At 71.0% G+C, this 22104-nt stretch carries 27 protein-coding genes; 17 read left to right on the top strand and 10 right to left on the bottom strand.

The annotated features are described in order from the left end of the window. The first annotated feature begins 168 nt into the window (after positions 1–168). From V1227_RS27720 to V1227_RS27690, 7 genes are all read left to right on the top strand, one after another. Positions 169–519 carry a DUF485 domain-containing protein gene (locus tag V1227_RS27720; RefSeq protein ID WP_236215791.1) on the top strand — a complete coding sequence of 117 codons (351 nt, stop codon included), beginning with the start codon at positions 169–171 and terminating at the stop codon, positions 517–519. Beyond that, entirely contained in the window at positions 516–2108 is a 1593-nt protein-coding gene (locus V1227_RS27715) for a solute symporter family protein (protein ID WP_329788352.1), read from the top strand. Before V1227_RS27720 ends, V1227_RS27715 begins: the two co-directional genes overlap by 4 nt. Before the next feature lie 118 nt (positions 2109–2226). After that, the gene (locus V1227_RS27710) at positions 2227–2718 is read left to right on the top strand and encodes a SigE family RNA polymerase sigma factor (protein ID WP_329788351.1); all 492 of its coding nucleotides are present in this window, start codon (positions 2227–2229) and stop codon (positions 2716–2718) included. Continuing rightward, positions 2718–3602, top strand: a complete 885-nt coding sequence (locus V1227_RS27705; RefSeq protein ID WP_329788350.1) for a hypothetical protein — start codon at positions 2718–2720, stop codon at positions 3600–3602. The genes V1227_RS27710 and V1227_RS27705 overlap by 1 nt, the downstream gene beginning before the upstream one ends. Before the next feature lie 65 nt (positions 3603–3667). After that, complete coding sequence (locus tag V1227_RS27700) at positions 3668–4006, top strand: rhodanese-like domain-containing protein (RefSeq protein ID WP_329788349.1); 339 nt, start codon at positions 3668–3670, stop codon at positions 4004–4006. A 2-nt stretch (positions 4007–4008) separates the two neighbouring features. Continuing rightward, positions 4009–4914 (top strand): DUF4328 domain-containing protein, encoded by a 906-nt coding sequence (locus V1227_RS27695; RefSeq protein ID WP_329788348.1) that lies wholly within the window; start codon positions 4009–4011, stop codon positions 4912–4914. A gap of 65 nt (positions 4915–4979) precedes the next feature. Beyond that, complete coding sequence (locus V1227_RS27690) at positions 4980–5981, top strand: glycerophosphodiester phosphodiesterase (protein ID WP_329788347.1); 1002 nt, start codon at positions 4980–4982, stop codon at positions 5979–5981. A 13-nt stretch (positions 5982–5994) separates the two neighbouring features. On the opposite strand, the gene V1227_RS27685 is transcribed toward V1227_RS27690, so the two are convergent. Next, entirely contained in the window at positions 5995–7182 is a 1188-nt protein-coding gene (locus V1227_RS27685) for a cytochrome P450 (protein ID WP_329788346.1), read from the bottom strand. 89 nt (positions 7183–7271) lie between these two features. On the opposite strand from V1227_RS27685, the gene V1227_RS27680 reads away from it, so the two are divergent. The 7 genes from V1227_RS27680 (at position 7272) to V1227_RS27650 (ending at position 12422) form a co-directional block, all read left to right on the top strand. After that, positions 7272–8012, top strand: a complete 741-nt coding sequence (locus tag V1227_RS27680; protein WP_329788345.1) for a glycerophosphodiester phosphodiesterase — start codon at positions 7272–7274, stop codon at positions 8010–8012. A 28-nt stretch (positions 8013–8040) separates the two neighbouring features. Next, positions 8041–8976, top strand: a complete 936-nt coding sequence (locus V1227_RS27675) for a DUF5926 family protein (protein ID WP_329788344.1) — start codon at positions 8041–8043, stop codon at positions 8974–8976. Between the two features lie 44 nt (positions 8977–9020). Then, the gene (locus V1227_RS27670; RefSeq protein WP_329788343.1) at positions 9021–9359 is read left to right on the top strand and encodes a DUF952 domain-containing protein; all 339 of its coding nucleotides are present in this window, start codon (positions 9021–9023) and stop codon (positions 9357–9359) included. Positions 9360–9494: 135 nt separating this feature from the next. Beyond that, positions 9495–9968 (top strand): SigE family RNA polymerase sigma factor, encoded by a 474-nt coding sequence (locus tag V1227_RS27665; RefSeq protein ID WP_329788342.1) that lies wholly within the window; start codon positions 9495–9497, stop codon positions 9966–9968. A gap of 3 nt (positions 9969–9971) precedes the next feature. Next, the gene (locus V1227_RS27660; protein ID WP_329788341.1) at positions 9972–10781 is read left to right on the top strand and encodes a hypothetical protein; all 810 of its coding nucleotides are present in this window, start codon (positions 9972–9974) and stop codon (positions 10779–10781) included. Positions 10782–10881: 100 nt separating this feature from the next. Further along, positions 10882–11289: a YciI family protein gene (locus tag V1227_RS27655; protein ID WP_329788340.1), complete on the top strand. Its 408-nt coding sequence runs from the start codon at positions 10882–10884 to the stop codon at positions 11287–11289. Between the two features lie 2 nt (positions 11290–11291). Next, entirely contained in the window at positions 11292–12422 is a 1131-nt protein-coding gene (locus V1227_RS27650) for an RNA polymerase sigma factor (protein WP_329788339.1), read from the top strand. Between the two features lie 70 nt (positions 12423–12492). On the opposite strand, the gene V1227_RS27645 is transcribed toward V1227_RS27650, so the two are convergent. The 4 genes from V1227_RS27645 to V1227_RS27630 form a co-directional block, all read right to left on the bottom strand. Beyond that, positions 12493–13053, bottom strand: a complete 561-nt coding sequence (locus V1227_RS27645; RefSeq protein WP_329788338.1) for a ferritin — start codon at positions 13051–13053, stop codon at positions 12493–12495. 99 nt (positions 13054–13152) lie between these two features. Next, complete coding sequence (locus tag V1227_RS27640) at positions 13153–14394, bottom strand: arginine deiminase (RefSeq protein WP_236215777.1); 1242 nt, start codon at positions 14392–14394, stop codon at positions 13153–13155. A gap of 93 nt (positions 14395–14487) precedes the next feature. After that, positions 14488–15186, bottom strand: a complete 699-nt coding sequence (locus tag V1227_RS27635) for a CPBP family intramembrane glutamic endopeptidase (protein ID WP_090101946.1) — start codon at positions 15184–15186, stop codon at positions 14488–14490. A 102-nt stretch (positions 15187–15288) separates the two neighbouring features. After that, positions 15289–16053 carry a DUF2470 domain-containing protein gene (locus V1227_RS27630; RefSeq protein WP_329788336.1) on the bottom strand — a complete coding sequence of 255 codons (765 nt, stop codon included), beginning with the start codon at positions 16051–16053 and terminating at the stop codon, positions 15289–15291. Positions 16054–16131: 78 nt separating this feature from the next. Between V1227_RS27630 and V1227_RS27625 the strand changes: the two genes are divergently transcribed. Then, positions 16132–16596 (top strand): hypothetical protein, encoded by a 465-nt coding sequence (locus V1227_RS27625; protein ID WP_329788335.1) that lies wholly within the window; start codon positions 16132–16134, stop codon positions 16594–16596. After that, a complete protein-coding gene (locus V1227_RS27620; protein ID WP_236215773.1) occupies positions 16593–17051 on the top strand; it encodes a hypothetical protein in 459 nt (152 codons plus the stop codon). The genes V1227_RS27625 and V1227_RS27620 overlap by 4 nt, the downstream gene beginning before the upstream one ends. Here the strand turns inward: V1227_RS27620 and V1227_RS27615 are convergent. Beyond that, a complete protein-coding gene (locus tag V1227_RS27615) occupies positions 17038–17922 on the bottom strand; it encodes an NAD-dependent epimerase/dehydratase family protein (RefSeq protein ID WP_329788334.1) in 885 nt (294 codons plus the stop codon). The genes V1227_RS27620 and V1227_RS27615 overlap by 14 nt on opposite strands. A 40-nt stretch (positions 17923–17962) precedes the next feature. On the opposite strand from V1227_RS27615, the gene V1227_RS27610 reads away from it, so the two are divergent. Continuing rightward, entirely contained in the window at positions 17963–18274 is a 312-nt protein-coding gene (locus V1227_RS27610) for a MarR family winged helix-turn-helix transcriptional regulator (RefSeq protein WP_329788333.1), read from the top strand. Here the strand turns inward: V1227_RS27610 and V1227_RS27605 are convergent. From V1227_RS27605 to V1227_RS27590, 4 genes are read right to left on the bottom strand one after another with little or no spacing between them, the layout of a single operon-like run. After that, on the bottom strand, positions 18271–19413 hold the full coding sequence (locus V1227_RS27605) for a VWA domain-containing protein (protein WP_329788332.1): 1143 nt from the start codon (positions 19411–19413) through the stop codon (positions 18271–18273). The two genes, V1227_RS27610 and V1227_RS27605, sit on opposite strands and share 4 nt — an antisense overlap. Next, on the bottom strand, positions 19410–20042 hold the full coding sequence (locus V1227_RS27600; protein WP_329788331.1) for an IclR family transcriptional regulator: 633 nt from the start codon (positions 20040–20042) through the stop codon (positions 19410–19412). Before V1227_RS27600 ends, V1227_RS27605 begins: the two co-directional genes overlap by 4 nt. Next, complete coding sequence (locus tag V1227_RS27595) at positions 20042–21205, bottom strand: fumarylacetoacetate hydrolase family protein (protein WP_329788330.1); 1164 nt, start codon at positions 21203–21205, stop codon at positions 20042–20044. Before V1227_RS27595 ends, V1227_RS27600 begins: the two co-directional genes overlap by 1 nt. Then, the gene (locus V1227_RS27590; RefSeq protein WP_442916375.1) at positions 21202–22065 is read right to left on the bottom strand and encodes a hypothetical protein; all 864 of its coding nucleotides are present in this window, start codon (positions 22063–22065) and stop codon (positions 21202–21204) included. Before V1227_RS27590 ends, V1227_RS27595 begins: the two co-directional genes overlap by 4 nt. Between the last annotated feature and the right edge of the window lie 39 nt (positions 22066–22104).

Here is a 22104-nt window from a genome sequence, read left to right as displayed (position 1 = left end):
ACTGACCGTTCGTCGCATCACCCGACTGCTGGGCGCAACGGCACGAACGGAGTCTTACCTGAGTGACTCAAGTCTCCATACGGTTCGACCAAGAACGGACCGCACCTGGAGGCATTACGTGCACGTCACGTTGCTGACACCTACGACGAGTACCGCGAGGAGGGGCCTGTGAGCACCGTCGATCACACCCCGTCCGAGTCGGCCCCGGACGCGCAGAAGTGGGCCGACGTCCAAGCAAGCGATGACTTCGCCGAGCTGAAGCGCCGGCTCCTCAAGTTCGTCTTCCCCGTCTCCGGACTGTTCCTCGCGTGGTACCTGCTGTACGTGCTGCTCGCGGACTACGCGCACGGCTTCATGTCCACCAAGGTGCTGGGCAACATCAACGTCGGGCTCATCTTCGGCCTGCTGCAGTTCGTGTCGACGTTCGTCATCACGACGCTGTACGTGCGGCACGCGAACAAGAACCTCGACCCGCTGGCGGAGAAGCTCCGCAACGAGATCGAGGGAGACGGCAAGTGAACGAGTCCAGCCCGATCCTCAACATCAGCATCTTCGGCGTCTTCGTCATCGCCACGCTCATCGTGGTTATCCGGGCGAGCCGCAACACGAAGACCGCCGCGGACTACCTGGCCGCCGGCCGCGCGTTCACCGGTCCGCAGAACGGCATCGCGATCGCCGGTGATTACCTGTCGGCCGCGTCGTTCCTCGGCATCGCGGGCGCCATCGCCCTCAACGGCTACGACGGCTTCCTGTACTCGATCGGCTTCCTGGTGGCGTGGCTCATCGCGCTGCTGCTGGTCGCCGAGCTGCTGCGCAACACCGGCAAGTACACGATGGGCGACGTGCTGAGCTTCCGGATGCGCCAGCGTCCGGTCCGCGCGGCGGCGGCCACGTCGACGATGGCGGTCTCGTTCTTCTACCTGCTCGCCCAGATGGCCGGTGCCGGTGGTCTCGTCGCCCTGCTGCTCGGCATCACGGGCACCGGCGGCCAGGCCCTCGTCATCGCCGTGGTCGGCGCCCTGATGATCGCCTACGTCCTCATCGGCGGCATGAAGGGCACCACCTGGGTGCAGATCATCAAGGCGGTCCTGCTGATCGCCGGTGCCGGCGTCATGACCGTCTGGGTGCTCGGCAAGTACGGCTTCAACCTCTCGTCCCTGCTCGGTGCCGCGGTCGACGCCGCCCCGAAGGCGGGCGAGAAGCTGCTCGGCCCCGGCCTGCAGTACGGCAAGACCGGCACCAGCAAGCTCGACTTCCTCTCGCTGGCGCTCGCCCTGGTGCTCGGCACCGCGGGTCTGCCGCACATCCTGATGCGCTTCTACACCGTGCCGACGGCGAAGGAAGCCCGTCGCTCGGTCGTCTGGGCGATCTGGCTGATCGGCATCTTCTACCTGTTCACCCTGGTCCTGGGTTACGGCGCCGGCGCGCTCGTCGGTCCGGACAAGATCAACGCGGCGCCCGGCAAGGCCAACTCGGCCGCCCCGCTGCTCGCGCTGGAACTGGGTGGCCCGATCCTGCTCGGCCTGATCGCGGCTGTCGCGTTCGCGACGATCCTCGCGGTCGTGGCGGGCCTGACGATCACGGCGTCGGCGTCGTTCGCGCACGACATCTACGCCAACATCATCAAGAAGGGCCAGGCGGAGGACAAGGACTCCGAGGTCAAGGTCGCCCGCATCACCGCGATCGTCATCGGCCTCGTGTCCATCGGTGGCGGCATCATCGCCAACGGCCAGAACATCGCGTTCCTCGTGGCGCTGGCCTTCGCGGTCGCCGCCTCGGCGAACCTGCCGACGATCCTCTACTCGCTGTTCTGGAAGAGGTTCAACACCTCGGGCGCGCTGTGGAGCATCTACGGCGGTCTGTTCGTGACGATCACCCTGATCATCCTGTCGCCCGCCGTCTCCGGCACGCCGACCTCGATGTTCAAGAACGCCGACTTCGACCTGTTCCCGCTGTCGAACCCCGGCATCGTCTCGATCCCCGTCGCGTTCCTGCTGGGCTACATCGGCACGATCCTCTCGAAGGACAAGGCCGACCCCGCCAAGCAGGCCGAGATGGAGGTCCGCTCCCTCACCGGCGCGGGCGCCGAGAAGGCGATCGCGCACTAGTTCGTCGTCTCCGAGAACGGGCCGTCCTCAGCGGGGCGGCCCGTTTTTCGTGCGTGCAACCCCGGACCCGCTGACCGCGTACTGAACTGCGAACGCGGCAGAAGCTTGGGGGACCGGGGTGCGACGGGACGAGGAGTTCTCGGAGTTCTTCACGAGCAGGTTCGACTGGGCGCGGCGCACGGCCTACGCGTTGTGCGGTGACTGGTCGGAGGCGGAAGAGCTCGCGCAGAACGCGTTCGTGAAGGCGTACGCGAAGTGGCCCGGCATCAGGCGCGAAACGGCGGAGGGGTACGTCCGCACCATCGTGACGCGTCTGTTCCTCGACAGCAGGCGTCGTGGCCGCGAGCGCGAACGACCGGTCGCCGACCTCCCCGAGCGCGGCGTCGGTGGTGGCTTCTCCGATCCCGACGCCAAGCTCAACGCCGCGTTGCTGCGGGTGGGGCCCAAGCAGCGGGCCACGCTCGTGCTGCGGTTCGTGCACGACCTGTCCATCGAACAGACCGCTGCCGAGCTGGGCTGTTCGGTCGGCAACGTGAAAAGTCAGACAGCCAGGGGTTTGGCGGCGCTCCGCGAGGCGTACGGCGAACCGGTCAACTCGGAGTGTGCTTGATGGACATCGAAGAGAAGCTGCGCGGAGCTCTCGACGTACCCGCGCCCCCACCCACGACGACGCTGGACGCCGTGCTGAAGCGCGGTCGCCGCAGGGTGTTCGCCCAGCGGGCCGGCGCGATGCTCGGCGTGGTCGCGGTGGTGGCCGGTATCGGCATCGGCGCCACGACGCTGAACCAGGCGGCGCCACCGCAGCACGCCGACCGGCCGCCCGCCACCACGGAGCGCGCGTTGGCCTGGCCTCGGGTGAACACGCCACCGCAGACCCCGTACAGGACCTGGTCGCCCGCGTCCACGGCCCCACCGCCCGCGGGGAGGGCCGTGGTCGACATCCCCCTGTGCGACGTCCAGAGGCCGTCCGCGCCGCGGAATCCGGGCCTCGGAGCGGAGCAGCTGGCTCCCGAGCTCATCGCCCGGTGGCGTGATCGGGTGAGGGAGGTGCTGCCGGAGATGACCATCGGCGAGGTGTCGGGCTACCCGTCCAACGTCTTCTACACGTTCGACGTGTCCGACGCCCTCGGCACCGGCAGCATCCGGATCTGGGCCGCCAGGTTCTCCGGTCCTCCCCAGGCCAGTGCCGACGACGCGCTGTGGGAGACCGGGGACTGCGAGCCCGCCCGGCGGCTCGTCCAACCGGACGGCGCGGTCATGCAGCTGCACAGCGTGCGGCCGAAGGAGCCGTTCCAAACGCTCACCCAGGCGCTCGCCGTGTTCCGCAAAGACGGCCTGCTCGTCCAACTCGAGGTGAGCAACTACGGAAGCCCGGACTTCACCGCCGACGACCCGGCGAACCCCGGTGCCACGCGGCGCACCGGTGCCGGCCGTGCGACGCTGCCGTTGTCGGAAGAGCAGTTCGCCAGGCTCGGGCCCGTCTTCGCGGAGTAGGGACCGGGATGTGCCGTGCCGGAGGCTCACGTCCGTGCAACCTCCGGCATGGCACCATCTAGGACGTGACTGTTCCAAGCGTGGAGATCGCCGACGTTCCGGCGCAGCTGCCCGAGGGCGCCGTCCTGCTGGACGTGCGCGAGCAGGACGAGTGGGATGCCGGCCACGCACCCGGCGCGCTGCACATCCCCATGAGCGAGATCGCCGGCCGTCTCGGGGACGTGCCGAACGACGTGCAGCTCTACGTCGTGTGCCGCGCCGGTGGCCGCTCCGCCCGCGTGACCCAGTACCTCAACCAGAACGGCTGGGAGGCCGTCAACGTCGAGGGCGGCATGCAGCACTGGGAGGCCGCCGGCCGTCCGCTCGAGGGCGGCGTCGACGGCATGGAACCCGAGGTCATCTGACCGTGCAGCCGTTGCAGCCGATGCGCGTGGACTGGGTGGCGACCCCGCCACCCGGTGCCTACCCACAGCCGCAGTCGAGGCCGCAGCGGCTGTCCTACGGCGGACCGCCGAACTACCCGGTGCCACCGCGCTGGGGCTTCCCGCTGCTCGCGTGGCGCTGGCCCACGGCCGTGCCCGGCACGGTCGAGCGCGCCGACTCGGTCGACGGCGTGCGCCGCCTCGGCAAGACCGCGCAGAACTCGCTCTGGCTGCTCGCCGCCGTCGCCGTCTGGGCCGCGTTCTCCGAGGTCTGGCGCTACGTGCTGGTCGCGATGAGCCGCTTCGGCGCGCTGTCGCCCGGCGTCGTCAGCGCGTCGGACGCGATGGTGGTGTCCTCCTCGGCCATCACGATCTGCGGCTGCGTGCTCTCGCTGGTCCTCACGCTGCTGTGGGTGCGGCGAACGCGGAACGTCGCGGCGACGCTGGTGGGCTACGGCCCGTCCCGCTCGGACGGCGAAGCACTGCTCGGCCTGGTCGTGCCCGGCGTCAACCTCGTCGTCCCCGGCTCGGTGCTGGCCGAGCTCGAACACGCCGTGGCCCGCAGGCCCGCCGACGAACGCCCCCGCCCGTCGAAGCTCCTGCGCTGGTGGTGGGGCTTCTGGGCGGGCTCCGGTCTGCTGTTCGCGATCACCGTCCTGTGGTCGTTCCGCGACAGCACCCAGGCGCTCGCCGACGGCGTGCTGCTGCACGCGTTCGCCGACCTGGTGCTCGTCGGCGTCGCGGTGACGACGGCGTTGGTCGTCCGCCGCACCACCACGCTGCTGCTGCCGGTCGACTCCGCGTCCGTCCGGCTGATGCGGGTGGTGGAGGTCAAGGACGCCCCCGAACCCCCGCTGCGGTCCGTCCGCGCCTCCGGCTCGCCCCGCTGACCGTTCAGCCGACGTTCGCCCTGCCGGACCTGCCGGCGCCGTGCCGCGAGTGCCAGGTTGGGTGGATGCGGACACTCATCGCGGCCCTGGTGATCGCGCTGGTCGCCCCGGGCGTCGCCCAGGCGCACCACCGGGACTTCGACCTCCAGGCGCACCGCGGCGGCATCGGCCTGACCGTCGAGAGCACCCTCAAGGCGTTCGGCAAAGCGCTCGAGCTGGGCGTCACGACCCTGGAGCTGGACATCCAGATCACCAGGGACGGCCGCGAGGTCATCACCCACGACCGCAGGACCAACCCGGCGAAGTGCCAGGACACCGCGCCCGCCTTCCCGGGCGACCCGGAGTTCCCCTACGCGGGCAAGTACGTGAAGGACCTGACGTTCGCCCAGGTGCGCACCCTCGACTGCGGCAGCACGAGGTGGTCCCAGTACCCCGGCCAGGAACTCTCGCCAGGCGCCCGCATGCCCACCCTGCAGGAGCTCTTCGACCTGGCCCGCCGCCACCGGGCGTGGGGCGTCCGCTTCAACATCGAGACCAAGGTCGAAGCCGCCGCACCCCACGAAACGGCCCCGCGCGAACAGTTCGTGCAACGCGCCGTCCACGAGATCCGCCGCTCCGGCTTCCTGCGGAACGTGACCGTCCAGTCGTTCGACTGGGGCACCCTGATGCGCCTGCGCCAGGTCGAACCCCGCATCCCGCTGGTGGCGCTGACCCAGCCCGAGATGCTCCGCCCCGGCTCGCCGTGGACGGGAGGCCTGGAACTGGCGGACTTCGGCGGCAGCGTGGCCCGCGCCGTCCGCAGCTTCGGCGCCCACGCCCTGTCCCCGGTGCACGGCAACCCGCAGAACGGCAAGGTCGGCGACCCCGGCTACGTCCCGTTCACGACGAAGGAGTTGGTCCGGGACGCCCACCGCCAGGGGCTGAAGGTGGTCCCGTGGACGGTGAACGACCCGGCGACGATGCACAAGCTGATCGACGACGGGGTGGACGGCATCATCACCGACTACCCGGACCGGCTGCGCGTCGTGATGAAGGAACGCGGCTTCAAGCTCCCCAGGCGGTACTAGCGCGGCTGCCCGGTCACCCGCCGTTGCCGAGGGACAGGGAGTGCAGGCCGCGGATGACGAACTCCGCGCGGCGGCCGGGTTCCTCGGCCAGGACGGCGCCGGGCAGCTTGCGGTGCAACGCCGACAGCGCGGCCTCGACCTCGATGCGGGCCAGGGGTGCGCCGAGGCAGTAGTGGATGCCCATGCCGAACCCGAGGTGCTGGTTCTTCTCGCGGCCGATGTCCAGCACGTCGGGGTTCTCGAACACCAGCGGGTCACGGGCGGCGGCGCCGAGCAGGGCGGCGATCTTCTCGCCCGGCTCGACGACGTGACCGGCGATCTCCACGCGTTCGGTGGCCGTGCGTTCGAAGAGCTGCAACGGCGAGTCGAAGCGGATGAGCTCCTCGACGGCCGTGGGCATCAGCTCCGGTGAGAGGCGCTCCCACTGCGAACGGTGCTGCATCAGCGCGTTGACGCCGTTGCCGATGACGTTGACCGTGGCTTCGTGGCCCGCCATCAGCAGAAGGACGGCCGTGGCGACCAGTTCGTCCTCGGTGAGCCTGGCGCCGTCGGTGTCGGTGACGGCCACGAGGTCGGACACCAGGTCGGAGCCGGGGGAGACGCGGCGCAGCGCGACCAGCTCGCGCAGGTAGGCGACGAACTCGGCGGCGGCGCGTTCGGCGGCGGCCTGCTGGTCGGCGGGGAGGCCGTACTCGTACATCTTCACGATGGCGTTCGACCACGGTTGCAGCAGGTAGCGGTCCTCGCCGGGCACGCCGAGCAGCTCGGCGATCACCTCGACGGGCAGCGGCGCGGCCACGTGCGCGAGCAGGTCCGCCTGGCCCTGGTCGGAGATCTTCGCGACGAGCTCGTCGACGAGGCGGTCGGCCAGTTCGGCGACCCACGGGCGCAGGCGCTCGACGTGGCCGCGGCCGAACGCGGCGGCGACCAGGCGGCGCAGGCGGGTGTGCGTCGGCGGCTCGTTCTCCAGCAGCGAATTGCGGTGCAGGAGGTTGAACGCCATGAACTGCTCGACCGGCTTGACGTCCGACCAGATCCGGCCGAGCGACCGGTGCCGCAGCACGGCCGAACAGGCCGCGTGCGAGACGGCGACGGCGACGCCCAGCTGCTCGTGGTGATGCACCTCACCGGCTTCGCGCAGGGCGGCGAAGGCCGGGTAGGGGTCGGCGATGAAGGCGGGATCGCGCTGGTCGAACGTCACAAGGCGGGACGGTAAGTCGCGATTCTCGATTCGTCCACGCAGATTTGATTGATGACTCAAATTGTTGCGAAGCAACTATCGTTCCGCTTGTGCAGCTGCCTTCGATCGTCGCGCACCGTGGCGCGTCCACCGACCGTCCCGAGCACACCATCGGCGCCTACGAGCTCGCGCTAGAAGAGGGCGCGGAGGGCCTTGAGTGCGACATCCGGTTGTCACGCGACGGCGAGATCGTGTGTGTGCACGACCGCACGCTCTCCCGCACGTCCAACGGCCGTGGCACGGTCAGCGCACTATCACTCGAACAGCTGAAGGCGTACGACTACGGCAGCTGGCACCGCCACGGGCAGCCGGCCGGACTGCTCGTGCTCGACGAGCTGCTGGAGCTGGTCAAGGGCACGAACGTGCAGCTCTTCGTCGAGACCAAGCACCCGGTCCGGTACCGCAACGACGTCGAACGCAAGCTCGCCGAGGCGTTGAGGAGGCATCGGCTCGACGCGCAGATCGTCATGATGTCGTTCTCCCCGACGGCCGTGAAGGCGTTCCGCGACCTGGCTCCGGACGTCCGCACGGTGCTGTTGCTCGACCGCCTCGGCCGGTACCGCGGCGGCGCGTTGCCGTCGTTCGCCGACTACACCGGGCCGGGGGTGCACCTGCTGCGCAACGACCCCGGATATGTCGATCGCGCGCGCAAGGCGGGCCACGAGACGTACGTGTGGACGGTGGACAGCGCCGAGGACATCGCGCTGTGCCGTGACCTGGGGGTCCGCTACCTCGCGACGAACGCCCCGGCGAACACCCGCCGCCTGCTGACGGCTAACTTGGCGACCTGACCAAGCCTGAACACGAGGAGGGGCCGAGGTGGCCAAGCGGACCGCGGTCAAGGACGCACCGAAGGACGGGATCAACCCGAAGCAGCCCTGCCCGTGCGGGTCCGGCAAGCGCTACAAGGCCTGCCACGGCGCGCCCGGTGGCGCGGCCGACGTGATCGTGTCCCGGCCGTTCGAGGGCCTCGCCGCCGAGTGCGAGCTGATCGCGCTGCGCGAGTTCGTGCCGTCGGCGGTCGTGGAGCTGCCGGTCAAGGACGGGCGCGAGGTCACGCTGGCCACGGTGCTGCCGATGGCGGCCGCCGGTCTGATCCGCGGCGACGACGTGCCGTTCGTGGGCCTGCAGGTCCAGACGCGGTCCGGCGACATCAGCCGCGACCTCGCGCGCGCGGTGCAGTGGGCGCAGCAGGCGAAGACCGGTGACGTGCTCCCGGTCGTCGGCCCGGACAACGGCGAGAACCCAGGCCGCCTGCAGGACCTCCTCGACCCCGAGGCCGAGATCACGCCCGAGCTGCACACCGACTTCATCTGGTGGATGCCGGAGGGCACCGAGCCGACCGGTGACGTCGCGCTGTCGCTGGAGCGCGCGAACGCGGCGATCCTGCCGACCGAGCGCCTCGACGCGCCCGGCGTGAAGGCCGCCTACTGGGTGGACGCGGGCGACAAGGCGCACCTGCGCTGGGTCCGCCCGGAGCCCGAGGAGAAGCTGCTGACCGCGATGGCCCGCCTGGCCGCCCGCGGCGAGCTCGACCTCGGCGAGGGCTCCCGGTACGCCGGTTCGTTCCGCGCGCACGGCCTGCTCGTGCCGGTCTGGGACCTCGACCGCGAGATGCACGCCCGCGAGTGGGCCGAGCCGGCCGAGGCCCTCGGCAAGCGCCTGCTGGAGGCCCTGGCCTCCGACGAGCCGCTGAGCGACGCCGAGCGCCGCGCCCGTGAGGGCCTGCGGGGACGTCAGATCACCCTGCGCTAGTCCACAGGTTGTCCACATAGTTGTACACAGGGAGCTGTGGACAGGTGCTGCTGCACATCATCACGACGGCCGGCTGGGCTGCTGCCCGGTCGGCCGGCTCCATCACGCCCGCCGGGGGCGACGAGTTCGTGCACTGCTCCGACCGCGGTGTCGTGCACGTGACGGCCGGCAAGTTCTTCCACGGGCAGGCCGGGCTGTTGTTGCTGGTCATCGACCCGAAGCTGATCGACGTCCCCGTCAGGTGGGAGGCGGTGCCCGACTCGCCGCTGTGGTTCCCGCACGTCTACGGCCCCATCCCGGTGACGGCGGTCCAGGAGGTCCACGACTTCCCGCCGCGGCCGGACGGCTCGTTCGTCCTGCCGGACGCCGTCGCGACTCCCTGATCCCGCGAGGCAACCGCTTCGCCGTCTTGCGCGTGCACACCCCGGGGCAGTTTGCTTCGGGGAGGGGGCCGTGCCGTGACGGCGGTGCTGCAGCGGGGACCAGCCGCCGAGCGGGGCGGGGGGAGAGCGGAAGCCGTGGGGGATTTCGCGGAGTTCGTGCGCGCGTCCATGCCGGGGCTTCTGCGCTATGGCCACGCCTTGACGGGAAATCCGCACGACTCCGCCGACCTGGTGCAGTCCGTGCTCGAGAAGGTCGGCTCGCGCTGGGCCGCGGTGCAGCGCAAAGGCGACGACCCGCTCGCGTACGTCCGCCGCGCGATGGCGAACACCCACATCAGCGTCTGGCGCCGTCGCCGCCGGGAGAACCTCGTCGCGGAGATCCCCGACAGAGGTGCCGTGGCACCGGAGCTCAGCAGGCTCGAGAACGAACCTCTCTGGCAAGCCTTGCGCGAACTGCCGCCGCGGCAGCGGGCGGTGGTCGTGCTCCGCTACTACGAGAACCTCTCCGAGGCCGAGATCGCGGACGCGCTCGGGATCTCGTGCGGCACGGTGAAGAGCCAGAGCAGCAAGGCGATGGCGAGCCTGCGGGCACGCCTGGGAAGGGACTGACCGGTGGGCGACCTCGACGACGACCTGCGCAGGCTGTTCGGCGACGACCGGCTCGACGTCCACCCGGCGCCGGACGCGACCGACGCCGTGCTGCGCGGTGCCCACCGCCGCCGCCGCCGGCGTGCCGCGATCTCCAGCGCGTTCCTCGTGGTCGCGCTGGTCGGCGTGGGGCTCGGGGCGACCCAGCTCCGCACGCTGTCGCACGACGACCCCGCCGACGAACTGCTGGAGACCGCCACCTCCACCGCCTCCACGACCTCGCCGCCACCGTCGACCAGCACGGTCGTCGCGCCCGGCTCCTCGGGACGGCCGGTCACGCCGCCGACCTCCAGCGGCGGCAACACCACGCCTCCCGGCACCGGGTCGAGCAAGCCGCGGACGACGACGCCGTCCCCACCGCCCCCACCGCCCGCGGAGCCGGGCAGGCTCGGCGCGCTGCTGCTCGGGATGTCCGAGGCCGACGCGCTGGCGACCGGCGCGCTGGTCGAACCGAGCAGCCCGGCCGACCAGGAGAACCGGTGCAAGGCCTACGCCACCCGGTCGGTGCCCGACGGCGACGCCGTGGTGATCTCACCGGCCAAGGGGATCGTGCGGATCACGCGGCCGAGCACGGCCAAGACGCAGAAGAACGTCGGCGTCGGCTCGACGGTGGCCGAGGTGAAGGCCGCCTACGGCACCGCCACGCAGAGCGGGACGACCGTGCTCGTGCCGATGGCCGCGTCGCCTTCGTGGTCGTACGTCTTCACGACGAACGGCACCACGGTCACGATGGTCCACATGCGGCTGGCCGCCCACGACTGCCCGACCGCCTGAAAATCCTTCGGGCCACCGTGTCGAGATCCGCGTTGCGGCGTCGTCCCCGTGGTGACAGCGGCCAGGATGGGTCGCGACAGCACCGAGGGAGATTCCAGAGATGGCGAAGTACCTGCTGCTCAAGCACTACCGCGGCGCCCCGGAGCCGGTGAACGACGTGCCGATGGACCAGTGGTCGCCGGACGAGATCACCGCGCACGTCGACTACATGAACGCCTTCGCGGACAAGCTCAAGACCACCGGTGAGTTCGTCGACGGTCAGGCCCTCGCGCAGGAGGGCGCCTGGGTCCGCTACGACGGCGAGGGCAGGCCGCCCGTCACCGACGGCCCGTTCGCCGAGACGAAGGACCTGATCGCGGGCTGGATGGTCGTCGACGTCGACAGCTACGAGCGCGCGGTGGAGCTCGCCGGTGAGCTGTCGGCGGCACCGGGCAAGGACGGCAAGCCGATCCACGAATGGCTCGAGGTTCGACCGTTCTACGGCACGCCGCCGACGATCACGGAGTGATGGTGGACGAGGCACTGCTCAGGAGCCTCACCCCGGCCGTGCTCAGCGTCCTCGTCCGTCGCGGAGCAGACTTCGCGGCGGCCGAGGACGCCGTGCAGGACGCGCTGGTCGAGGCCGTCCGCGTCTGGCCGGACGACCCGCCGCGCGACCCGAAGGGCTGGCTGGTCACGGCGGCCTGGCGCAAGTTCCTCGACGCCACCAGGGCCGAGAAGGCGCGGCGCCGGCGTGAGGACCTCGTCGACGCCGAGCCCGAGCCGGGGCCCGCACCGACGTCCGACGACACGCTGCAGCTCTACTTCCTGTGCGCGCACCCGTCGCTGACGCCGTCGTCGGCCGTCGCGCTCACGCTGCGGGCGGTCGGCGGCCTCACGACGCGCCAGATCGCCCAGGCCTACCTGGTGCCGGAGGCGACGATGGCCCAGCGCATCAGCCGGGCCAAGAAGACGGTCTCCGACGTGCGGTTCGACCAGCCCGGCGACGTCGCCACGGTGCTGCGCGTGCTCTACCTGGTCTTCAACGAGGGCTACTCCGGCGACGTCGACCTGGCCGCCGAGGCCATCCGGCTCACCCGGCAGCTCGCCGCCGTCGTCGACCACCCGGAGGTCGCCGGCCTGCTCGCGCTCATGCTCCTGCACCACGCCCGCCGCGCCTCCCGGACGGTCGGCGGCAGCCTCGTGCCGCTCGCCGAGCAGGACCGCGGGAGGTGGGACACGCGGATGATCGCCGAGGGCGTCGAGGTGCTGCAGGCGGCGCTCGCGCGGGACAGGCTGGGGGAGTTCCAGGCGCAGGCGGCCATCGCGGCGCTGCACGCGGACGCCCCGGTGGCCGAGGAGACCGACTGGGTGCAGATCGTCGAGTGGTACGACGAGCTGCTGGCGCTGACGGACAGCCCGGTCGTCCGGCTCAACCGCGCGGTCGCCGTGGGCGAGGCCGACGGACCGCGAGCGGGGCTGAAGGCCTTGGCGGAACTGGACGACTCCCTGCCCCGCCACTCGGCCGTCTCGGCCTACCTCCACGAACGCGACGGCGATCTGCGCACGGCCGCGCGGCTCTACGCCGAAGCGGCGGAGAAAGCGACGAACCTCGCCGAGCGGGAACACCTCACCCGGCAGGCCGCCCGGCTCAACAACTGAAAAGACCTCCCGGCCCAGGCGGGTCGGGAGGTCTTTTGTGATCAGGCACTCAACCGCGCGAAGGAAAAGGTCAGAGCGCGCCGCCCGCGGCGGCCGGAGCGCTGGTGTCGGCACCTTCGTCGCCCACGCTCTCCCGGGTGAGGAAGGTCTCCACGTAGAACATGTTGCCGTCCGCGCGGTCCATGATCGTGAGCAGCGTCTTCATCGAGGAGACCTCCTCGACCTGTTCCTTGAGGAACCACTGCATGAACTGCTCGCCGATGTAGTCGCCCTCCTCGCGGGCGGCCTTGGCGAGGGCCACGATCTGGTCGGTGACCTGCTGCTCCTGGCGCAGCGCCAAGTCGACGAGATCGCGCGGGGCCTTGAACTCGTTGAACGGCGTCTCGATGCCGGGAATGGCGACCGGGATGTCGTTGTCCATGAGGAACTTGACGATCATCATCGCGTGGTTGCGCTCTTCGAGGGCCTGCTTGTAGAAGTGCGACGCGAGGCGCGGGAGGTCCTCGTTGTCGAACCACACGGCGAGTGCGATGTACTGCTGCGAGGCGGAGAACTCGTTGCCGACCTGGGCCTGCAGGAGCTCGTGGAACTTCGACTTGCCGGACAGGATCTTCTTCACGTTCGAGGCCATGGGGAGTACGTTAGCCGAGAATGCCGGAATTTGCATTCGAGGAAAAGCTGACCTTTGTTCGGAAAGGGATGCCAAACAAAGGTTAGGCATTCCTAACGATCACACCAATGGCGCGCGGTCGATCGGGCACGACATGCACCGGGGACCGCCGCGGCCGGAACCCAGCTCCGAACCGGCGATCCGCAGCACCTCGACGCCCGCGTCCTCCAGGCGCGCGTTCGTCTCGACGTTGCGCTCGTAGGCCACGACGAGACCGGGAGCCACGGCGAGGGTGTTGTTGCCGTCGTCCCACTGCTCGCGCTCGGCGGTGACGGTGTCCAGGCCGGTGTCGATCACGCGCAGCCGCTCGATGCCCATGGCCTCGGCCGCCGCCTCCAGGAACGGCACGGGGCCGTCCACGCGCACGCCGCCGTTGCCGTCGGACCGCATCGGGTAGGCGGTGAGCGAGTCGCTGATCGCCGGGTACATCACCACGGCGTCGCGGTCGACCATCGTGCAGACGGTGTCGAGGTGCATCGTGGCGCGTTCCTGCTTGATCGGCACCGCCAGCACCGTGTGCGCGAGGCCGTCCGCGAGAGCGGAGCGCGCGAACGACTCCGCGCCGGCCGGGGTGGTGCGCTCGCCGACGCCGATGGCGATGACGCCCGGCGCGAGCAGCAGCACGTCGCCGCCCTCGAGCGGTGCCGAGTGGGCGCCGTACGCGCGGCCCGTGCGGCGGAACCGCGGGTGGTAGGCGTAGATCAGGTCGGTCAGCGTCGTCTCGCGGTCGCGGGCGGGCAGCGCGAGCGAGGTGATGGCCACGCGGTCGCCGACCCAGACCGACGAGTCGCGGGTGAAGAGCAGGTTCGGCAGCGGGTCGACGGCGAAGTCGATCGGCAGGTGCATCTTGCGCACCAGCGACGCGCCCTCGGCGGCCGGCAGCTCCTCGAAGGTCATGCCGGTCATCAGGACCTGGGCGAGCTGCGGGGCCGGCAGCGACGTGAGGTGGCTGCGCAGCGCGTCGGCCAGGTCGATGCCCAGGCGGCGCTCGTTGACGGCGCTGTGGATGCCCGCGATGCGCGCGCGGTTGTCCTCCAGCGCCTGCACCAGCACGTCGGCCAGCAGCAGCACCTCGACACCGCGGGAGGTGAGCGTCGCGGCGAACGCGTCGTGCTCCTCCTGGGCGCGGCCGACCCACGGCACGCCGTCGAACAGCAGCTGGTCGTTGTTGCGCGGGGTGAGCCTCTTGAGCTCGTTGCCCGGCCGGTGCAGCAGCACCGTGCGCAGCGGGCCGACCTCGCTGTCGACGCGGGGCGCGGCGTCCGGGAGTGCTTCGGTTTCGGCGATCGTGTGCGCAGTCACCGGTCGAGCGTAACTCCGAACAGCACAAATCGCCGCTCCAGAGCTTCAACAGGCAACGAATCGCGTGTGAATGTCAGCCTGAACGACGAATCGTTAGGGCAACCAGCTGACTTTACCGCGCAACATTGCGTAGCCCACGAACGCGACGACGTCGAGGATCGTGTGAGCGATCACCAACGGCCACAGGCGCTTCGTCCGCTGCCAGTAGTAGCCGAAGACCAGACCCATCACGAGGTTGCCGACGAACCCGCCGAAGCCCTGGTAGAGGTGGTAGGAGCCGCGCAGGACGGCCGCCGCGACCAGCGCGGTGTACTGCCGCCACCCGAGCTGCCGCAGCCGGGTGATCAGGTACCCGACGACGAGCACCTCCTCCGCCCACGCGTTGCCGGCGGCGGCGAGGACCAGCGCCACGTTCATCCACCACTGGTTGTCCAGGGTGGACGGCTGGACGGCGAGGTTCAGCCCGAGCGTCCAGGCGGCGAAGTAGAACGCGAGCCCCGGGATGCCGATGATCGCGGCCAGCCCGAGCGCGCCGAGCGAGTCGGCGAGCTTGCGGGTGCCGTCGAGCCCGATGACCTTGAGCTTGATCCCCGTGCGCCACAGCAGGTACAGCCCGATGCCGCCCCACGCGGCCAGTTGCAGCACGCCGAGCAGCTGTGCGACGAGGTCCAGCAGGTCGGCGCGCGCCTGCGGGACGTTGAGCGCGACGGACTGCTGGTTGAGCGGCGTCGGCTGCAGCAGGCTGTCGACGAGCCGCACGAGGCTGCGCAGGCCCGAGAGCCCGAGCGTCATGCTGAAGACGATCAGCAGTTCGAGCTGGTAACCGCGCTTTTCTTCGGTGCGGATCTCCGGGGCGGTCGAGGTCACCCGCGTGACGCTACCCGCAGGCCCCGCTCACCTCTGTGCGAGGAAAGGGCAGCCCATCAGGCGCCGGAGCTCGGCGGCGAGCTCCGCCGGGGTGCTGACCGGCTTGGAGAACGCGATGCGCACGTCGTGGTCGTCGCACTCCGCCTCCACCCGCAGCCGCAGCCCGAACCGGTCGAGCCCGAGCGGTCGCACGCGGCCCGCCCGCAGCTCCTGCGGCAGGTGCCGGGCGAGCTGGCCGACGACGTCGCGGTGCGCGGCCTCCAGGTGCCGCAGCCAGTGGTCCTCGTTGCCGCAGAACGGGTCCGGCGTCGCGCTCGCGAACTGCTCCGGCCGGATCGACGACGTGCCCTCGGCGTCCGCGATCACCATCGACGCGGGCGTGAGCCGCAGCACCGCGGCGCCGTGACCGGCGTCGAGCAGCCGGTGGTCCGGCCGCACGTCGGCGACCGCGAGCACCTCCTCGCGCGCCTCCCGGTCGTCGAGCGCGGAGACCCAGCCGGTGAGCCACAGCAGGCCGCGCACGGGTTCGCGCAACGCCACCGGTGCCTGGTCGGCGATCTCCAGCATCGCCGTCACCTCGGTCCGCGGGGAGTGCCGGAGCTGTGCGACCAGCGGGTGCTCGTCGGGCAGCAGCAGGGTCGTGGAGCCGCACGGGTGGACGTGGTGCAGCAGCGGGGTGGTGCGGGACCCGGACTGGGGGAGCAGGGCGGCGGAGCCGTGGCGGGCCGCGATCGTGCGGGCGCGCTCGGCGGCGTGCGGCGCCGGCGGGCGCTTGGTCTGGGTGTCGGTCACCGCTCCACCTCCTCGAAGGTTAGGCAAGCCTAACTTAGTGGTGCTCGGGAAGGGAACAGTCACCTGTACGGTGGACGCGTGGCCGTGCCCAGCAAGCCGTCCACCGAGGGGGCGGCGCTCGACGACCGGTGGACCCGGCACTGCGTGGACCGGGCAAGTCGTCGCGCCCTCATGTGGACGGTTCTCGCAGGTACGGCTTTCGTTCTCCAGTTCCTCCTGGTCCTGGTGTGGTCGTGGTCCTCACCGGTGGCGCTGGTGCTGCTCTTCTTCGCCGCGGCCGTGCTGTGGGGGGTCACCCGACGGCGTCCCGTGCGTTTACCGGAAGGTGAACCGTGGCATTTCGCTCATGTGCAGTGGGAGGGAGGGCGTCTGGTCGTGCTGTCTTCACCGCCTCTGTTGCTGACCTTGAGCGCCGGTCCGCTGTTGCGCGGCCGGATCGCGCGTCACCGGCGTGCGTGGTTCGTGCCGCCGGACGCCGCCGGGAACACCGTCGTGACGTTCCGCGGCGTGCCGCGCCTGATCTCCGCGCGGGTGACCCGATGACGACGATGGTCGAGAACTGGAGCGACACCTGCCTCGCGCGGGCGGACCGCCGCGCCGTCGGCCACATCCTGTTCTCCCTCGCCGTGCTCGGCCTCGTGCTGCTGATCGGCTGGCTCTGGCTCACCGTCCTGTCGGTGCCGGTGGTGCTGGAACTGGCCGCCCCGGGGTTGCGGCACTTCCTGCAGCGCGGCGGCACGGTCGAGCTGGTCGAGCGGTTCCCGTTCCGCCCGGTGTCGGTGAAGTTCGTGCCGGGCAAGCGGATCGGGCGCCAGGCCTACCTGCGGGTGGCCGACTCGGAGAACGACCTGCGCCTGCCCGAACTGCCGGAGCGGGCGCGCGTGCTGGTCCGGCACACCGGCCGGATCTGGATCGCCGGACCGGACGAACGCGGCCGCGTCGTGGCGATGACGCGCGGTCTCGCGTTCCTCACGCGCGGACGGGTCATCGACCGCTGACCCAGGCCCGGTAGTGCTTCTCGGGCGCGTCGGTGAACGAGACGTGCCGCGGCCGCCAGCCGAGCAGCCGGTGGGCCTTGGCGCTCGACACGAGCTCGTCCTGGTCCGCCGCGACCTGCATGATCCCGCCCGCCTCCACGGGTTCCAGCCGGATCCCACCGGTGAAGCCCGCCGCGCGCACCGCGACCCGCTGCACCTCCAGCGCGGTCAGGCGCTGGTCGTCCGCGATCACGAACACCTCGCCCTCCGGTCCGCGGTCGAGGATGCGGACGTGGGCCTCGGCGAGGTCGTCGACGTGCACCCAGCTCCAGCGCTTGGCGGTGTCGCCGTAGAAGACCGGTGCGCCCGCCTCGGCCGCGGCGAACCACTGCGCGGTCATGGAGGTGGTGGCCGGGCCGCCGTAGAGGAAACCGGGCCGCACCACGGTGTGCGCCAGGCCGCTCGCGGCGAGCTCGCGTTCCAGCGCGAACCGGAACCCGATCGGGCTCTCCGGGTTGCCGGGCGTGTTCTCGTCCATGAGTGCCACGCCCGTGCGGCCGTAGGAGGAGATGCCGGTCGTGTAGACGAGGTGACGTCGCCGGCCGTCCCGTTCCCCGGCCGCGGTGATCTCGGCGAACACCGTGCGGTCGGTGCCCACCGGGTCGTCGAGGTCCATCACGAGGTGCACGACGGCGTCGGTGCCGTCGAGGTGGTGACGCCAGGTCTCCGGCTCGGCGGGGGAACCCCGCACGGGCGTGACCTCGTCGACGACCAGGTTCCCGGCGGTGGACGTGTCGCGGGTGAGGCCGAGGACGGTGTGCCCGGCGCGGGCGAGGGCCGCGGAGACGCGGCGGCCGGCGTAGCCCGTGGCGCCGGTGACGAGGATCTGCATGTTTTCTGGCTCCCTGATCAGGCCGCGAAGAAGCGGGTCAGTGCGTCGGCGGTGGCAGCCGGGCCGTCGGCTGCGGATGTTCGCGCTCGCCTCCCGGGCGGGTCTCACCGCGTCCCGCATCACCAGGGTGGTCGACGGGTTGGGCAAGCACGGCCTCGTGCAGAAGGAGCGCCACGGCGAGGACGCGCGCGGCAACGACGCGATCCTGACCGACGAGGGGCTGCGGGTGATGCGCGCGGCCCAGCCGGCTCACCTGGCGAGCGCGCGCAAGCGGGTGCTCGACAAGATCCCGCCCGAGCTGCTGCCCGAGCTGGCCAGGACGATCACGGCGCTGGCCGACGAGCTGGCCTAACGGCCCGTGGCGATGCCCTCGGCCTCGGCCCACTGCGTGAGGTCGTCCTTGCGCAGGGCGGCCGCCATCAGTTCGGGGAACTTGTCCGGCGTGCAGGCGAACGCGGGAGCGCCCAGCGCGTGCAGCTTCGCCGCCAGCTCGTGGTCGTAGGCGGGGGTGCCGGAGTCGCTGAGCGCCAGCAGGTTCACGACCGTGACGCCGCTCGCGACCAGTTCCCGGACGCGGCGCCGCAGCTCGGACTCCGACCCGCCCTCGTAGAGGTCGCTGATGATCACGACGACCGTGTCGGTGGGCCTGCGGACGAGCGTCTGCGCGTAGGCGACCGCGCGGTTGATGTCCGTGCCGCCGCCGAGCTGGGCGCTGAACAGCAGGTCGACCGGGTCGCTGAGCTGGTCGGTCAGGTCCGCGACCTCGGTGTCGAAGACGACGAGCTTCGTCGAGATCGAGCGGATGGACGCGAGCGCCGACCCCAGGACCGCCGCGTGCACCAGCGACTCCGCCATCGAGCCGGACTGGTCGACGAGCAGCACGACGTCCCGCATCGCCGCGGCCCTGCTGCGCCGGCGGTGGCCGATCAGGTCCTCGACGATCACGGTCTTGTGCCGCGGCTGGTAGTTCTTGAGGTTCGCGCGGATCGTGGTCGCCCAGTCGACGTCCGGCAGCTGCGGCCGCCGGGTGCGCCGGGACCGGTCGACGGCGCCCCGGACGGCCTCGACGAGCCGGTCCTGCAGGCGTTTCTCGATGTCCTCGACGACCTTGGCCACCACGGCCCTCGCCGTGTCGCGGGTGCGGGCGGGGATGGCGCGGGAGAGCTGCAGCAGGGTGCTGACGAGGTTCACGTCCGGCTCGACCGACTGCAGCAGTTCGGGTTCGAGCAGCAGCTGCTTGAGTCCCAGCTTCTCGACCGCGTCCCGTTGCATGACCTGCACGACGGACGTGGGGAAGTACTTGCGGACGTCGCCCAGCCAGCGGTGCAGCTGCGGGTTGCTGGCACCGAGACCGGCGCCGCGGTCGCCGCCACCGCCGTAGAGGCCCGTGAGGGCGCTGTCACGCCGTTGGTCGTCGTCTCCGAGCTGAGAGACGTCTTCGGCGCTCGGGCCGAGCAGCAGCCGCCAGCGCCTCAGGCGTTCGTCGGTCATTTGAGCGCCGCCGCCACTTCTTCGGCCGCGCGCACGACGTGAGGGCCGACGATGTCCGCGTCGAGCTTCTCCAGCGCCACGACGCCCACGGACGCCCGCAGGCCGGGCACGCCGCGCACCGGTGCCGCGACGCCGAACGCGTTCGGCTGCAACTCGCCCGCGGAGACCACCCAGACCTCCGCGGGCTGCGAGATGGCCTTGCCGGCCGCCCCGCGGTGCACCGGGTGGCGCGATCCCACCCGGTACGCCACGTGGAAAGCGGTCCACGACGGTTCGACGACGGCGACGGCCTGGGCCTCGCTGCCGTCCGCGACCGTCAGGTGCGCGGTGGCGCCCACCTTCTCGGCGAGCTCGCGCAGCGCCGGGTTGGCCGCCATCCGCAGCTGGGGGAGGACGTTGGAGGCGAGGCGCAGCACGCCCAGGCCGAGCCGGACCTTCGACCCCTCCCGGCGCACGAGACCGCGCGCCTGGAGCGGGACGAGGAGCCGGTAGACCGCGGCCCTGGACGCGCCGATGGCCGTGGCGAGCTCCGAGATCGACGGCGCCTCGGACTCCGCCTCGGCGACAGCCTGGAGGAGCGCCAGACCCCGTTCCAGGGTCAGCGAGCTCTCCTTCGTCGCTCCCACCATCACGCACTCCGAACTGTGCCCACCACCTCGGCGAGACCGACCACGGAGCCGCCTTCACCGGGAGCCGTCGCGGTCAGCCTGACCGTGTCGCCGTCCTCCAGGAAGGACCTCGTGGAGCCGTCGTCGAGCTTGAACGGTTCCTTGCCGCCCCAGCTGAGCTCGAGGAACGAGCCGCGCTCGTCCTTCTCCGGTCCCGAGACCGTGCCGGAGGCGAACAGATCACCTGGGCGCACCGTAGCCCCGTTCACCGTCATGTGGGCCAGCTGTTGCACAAATGACCACGACATCTCCCGGAACGGGGGCCGCGCGACGATCGTGTCGTTCAGCTCCACCGTGATGGTGATGTCCAGGCCCCACGGCTGGTCGCACGTCAGGTAGTCGTGCAGCTTGTTCGGCAGCGGCGGCGTCGGGACGCGTGCAACTGAAAACGCCTCCAGCGGCGTGATCCACGCGCTGATCGACGTGGCGAACGACTTGGCGAGGAACGGGCCCAGCGGCTGGTACTCCCAGGCCTGGATGTCGCGCGCCGACCAGTCGTTGACCAGCGCGACGCCGAAGACGTGCTCGGCGGCCCTGCTGGTGCTCACGTTCGCCGCCCGCGGGCCGCCGCAGACGAACCCGACCTCGGCCTCGATGTCGAGGCGCTCGGACGGGCCGAACTTCGGGCCGTCGCTGCCGCGCTTCTGGCCTTTGGGGCGCTTGACGTCGGTGCCGGAGACGTACACCGTGCCCGCGCGGCCGTGGTAGCCGATCGGCAGGTGCGTCCAGTTCGGGGTGAGCGGGTCGCCGTCGGGGCGGAACATGCGTCCGACGTTCTCGGCGTGGTGCCGGCTCGAGTAGAAGTCCACGTAGTCGCCGACGGTGAACGGCAGCTTCGCGGTCTCGATCCCGACGAGCTCGGCGCCCCTGGGGGCGGAGCTCGACCGGACGATCTCCCTGAGCTTGGCGCGCAGCGCGCTCCACACCGGGCGGCCCGCCGCGAGCAGCGGGTCCAGCGAGTCGCCCTGGACGAACTCGCTGCACTTGCCCAGGGCGAGGCTCTTCAGCAGCAGAGCCCGGTCGCCCACGCGGACGGCCACACCGCCGTCGACGACGCCGTAGGGGAGGGTCTGCGGTCCGAACGGCTGGTCTTCGGTGAAGTTCGGGTCGCTGATCCAGCTCACAGCAGTCCAAGCCCCTCGAGGTCGGCGACAGGTTCGGCGAGCGAGCACGAGCCGTAGCTCGCGAAGACGCCGCGGACGGCGTGCGCGGCCTGGTCGCTGAGCGCCTTGGCCTCGGCGGTGAGAGCCTCGGCGTCGGTGCTCGCCAGCGCCTCGCGGACGTCACGGCCGCTGAGGCTGCGGGCCGTGGCGACGAGGAGGTTGAGGAAGCCGTGGTGCGTGAAGCCCTGCTCGTCGGTGTGGCGGACGGCCTTGTGCAGGCCCGCCGTCGCCTTGAACGCGACGCCGCCACCGCTGACGACGGACAGGAAGTCCGCGACCTCCTCGACGCTCGGGAAGTTCTCCTGCGACAGGCCGCCGCAGCGCAGCTTGGGCCAGCTGCCGTGCTCGATGACCCGGCGGACGCCGTCGAGCCACTCGGCTCCACCGCGGCGGGGTTCGACGACGCGGATGACGTCCTCGGGGACGAACTCCGACACGCGCTCGAGCCACACCTCGTCCACATCGGACGGTGCGGGCATCTCGACCATGCGCAGCGCCAGGAGCTCGCTGCGGCTCTCGACGATCGACACGGCCTTCGGCACACCGCCGAGACCCGTGTCGATCACGAGGGAGAGCGCGATCGGCTTCGGGGGCTTGACCTTGATGAGTTCGGTGATCAGTTCGGCGAGGCGGGAGGCCGGGCACAGGAAAAGACCCATGACACCGGACCACTCACCGACTCGTCCGTCGAGGTGACCGCGCACCGCGTCGGGCATCGACGCGCTCCCCGGGGGGAACAGCGCGGCATCGTCCACAAGCCTCGCGAGCAGGGGCGGAGTACCGCGCGGACCGGGCGCACGGAGTTCGACAGCGCTTGACACGGCTGACACGCTAGCCGTGTACCGCCAACTGAACAAAGA

Source organism: Lentzea sp. DG1S-22 (assembly GCF_036321065.1).
Lineage (GTDB): Bacteria > Actinomycetota > Actinomycetes > Mycobacteriales > Pseudonocardiaceae > Lentzea > Lentzea jiangxiensis.
This window is presented reverse-complemented; position numbering and strand designations above follow the sequence as displayed.